At 69.2% G+C, this 1,831-nt stretch carries 2 protein-coding genes and 1 pseudogene; 1 reads left to right on the top strand and 2 read right to left on the bottom strand.

Annotated features, from left to right (window positions below; genetic code table 11):
- Positions 1-251 (top strand): annotated as a pseudogene (locus ACN269_RS33875) (hypothetical protein); the annotation flags it as partial.
- Here the strand turns inward: ACN269_RS33875 and mmsB are convergent.
- On the bottom strand, positions 240-1,121 hold the full coding sequence (mmsB, locus tag ACN269_RS33870; protein ID WP_421477297.1) for a 3-hydroxyisobutyrate dehydrogenase: 882 nt from the start codon (positions 1,119-1,121) through the stop codon (positions 240-242). The pseudogene ACN269_RS33875 and the gene mmsB sit on opposite strands and share 12 nt — an antisense overlap.
- A 46-nt stretch (positions 1,122-1,167) precedes the next feature.
- On the bottom strand, positions 1,168-1,831 hold a 664-nt coding region (locus tag ACN269_RS33865; protein ID WP_421477295.1), incomplete at its 5' end, for an acyl-CoA dehydrogenase family protein.

The following is a 1,831-nucleotide window of genomic DNA, read 5'->3' as shown; positions in this document are numbered from 1 at the left end:
TCACCGCCGACGACTGCGCGAAACCACTCCCCGATCCAGAGGCCTACCTGCTGGCGCTGGCCGAGCTCGGGGTGACAGCGCGCGACGCGCTGGCCGTCACCGGTTCGGTGGCCGGGATGCGGGCCGCGACGAACGCGGGCCTGGCGACCACGCTGATCGACTCCGGCGCGCCCATGCGCGACGTCTCCGCCGCCGCCGCGGTGCATACCCGGTGGTGGGCCGCGAAGGTGGCCAAGCCGCTAGCCGCGTAGCAACTCGATGACCGCGCTGAAGTCCTGGTCGGCGTTGGGCGCATCGGACTTGATGAACTCAGCGTAGATCTCAGCGGCGTGGCTGCCCAGCGGCGCGCTGGACCCCGTCGAGCGGACCGCGTCCATCGCCAGGCCCAGATCCTTGTTCATCAGTGCGGTGGCGAACCCCGGCTTGAACTCGTTGTTGGCCGGCGACGTGGGAACCGGGCCGGGCACCGGGCAATTCGTGTGCACCGCCCAGCAGTTGCCGGTCGCGCCGGTGATGACGTCGAACAGCGACTGTGCCGGCAGGCCCAACTTCTCGGCCAGCACGAACGCCTCGCCCACCGCGATCTGCTGCACCGCCAGCACCATGTTGTTGCACAGCTTGGCGGCCTGACCGGTGCCGGAGGCACCGCAGTGCACGACCTTGCCCGCCAGCGGTTCCAGCACCGGACGAGCGCGCTCGACCGCGGCGTCCTCGCCGCCGACCATGAACGCCAACGTGCCCGCCGTCGCACCCTTCACCCCGCCCGACACCGGCGCGTCGATCTGGGCGAAGCCCTGATCGGTGGCCTGCGTGTGGATCTCGCGGGCATCGGTCACCGAGATCGTGGAGGTGTCGATCAGCAGCGCGCCGGCCTTGGCGGCGGGCAGCACCTCGGCGTAGCAGGCCTTGACGATCTCGCCGTTGGGCAGCGAGGTGATGATCACGTCGGCCTCGGCAACCGCGTCGGCACCGCTGTCGAACACCGTGGCGCCGTTGGCTTCGGCGGCCGCCTTGGATGCGGCTACCGGATCGAAGCCGCGGACGGTGAACCCTGCCGCGACCAGGTTGGCCGCCATCGGACCGCCCATGTGGCCCAGTCCGAGAAACGCGATCGTCGTCATGTGTTCTCCCGTCGCTTCGCTCGCCCCATTGACTGTCAGCCTTTCGTTATGCGGACGCGCGGGCTCGAGCCGCTGCTGCGCGCCCGATGACCACCCGCATGATTTCGTTGGTTCCCTCCAGGATGCGGTGCACCCGCAGATCGCGGACGATTTTCTCCAGACCGTACTCGCGCAGGTACCCGTAGCCGCCGTGCAACTGCAGGGCCTGATCGGCCACCTCGAAGCAGGAGTCGGTGACATGGAGTTTGGCCATCGCACACAGCTCGACCTTGTCGGGGTGGTTGTCGTCGAGCGCGGTTGCGGCCTGCCACAACAGGGTTCGCGAGGTCTGCAGCGCGGTCGCCATATCGGCCAGGGTGAACCGGATCGTCGGTTCGTCCAGCAGCGCACCGCCGAAGGCCTGCCGGTCGGCCAGGTAGCCGGCGGCCTTGTCGTAAGCGGTCTGGGCGCCGCCCAGCGAACAGGCGGCGATGTTGATGCGGCCGCCGTTGAGCCCGTTCATCGCGATGCCGAAGCCGGTGCCCTCGCCCTCGGCCCCGCCCAGCATCGCCTCGGCCGGTACTCGTACGCCTTCCAGGATCACCTGAGCGGTGGGCTGGGCGTTCCAGCCCATCTTCAGCTCGTCGGCGCCGAAACTCAGTCCGGGGGTGTCTTTTTCCACCACGAACGCCGAAATGCCGCGTGGCCCTTCGGCGCCGGTGCGGGCCATC

This window comes from Micromonospora sp. WMMD736 (genome assembly GCF_049179015.1).
GTDB lineage: Bacteria > Actinomycetota > Actinomycetes > Mycobacteriales > Micromonosporaceae > Micromonospora.
The sequence above is the reverse complement of the archived record's forward strand: the minus strand, read 5'-3'. Positions and strand labels throughout refer to the sequence as shown.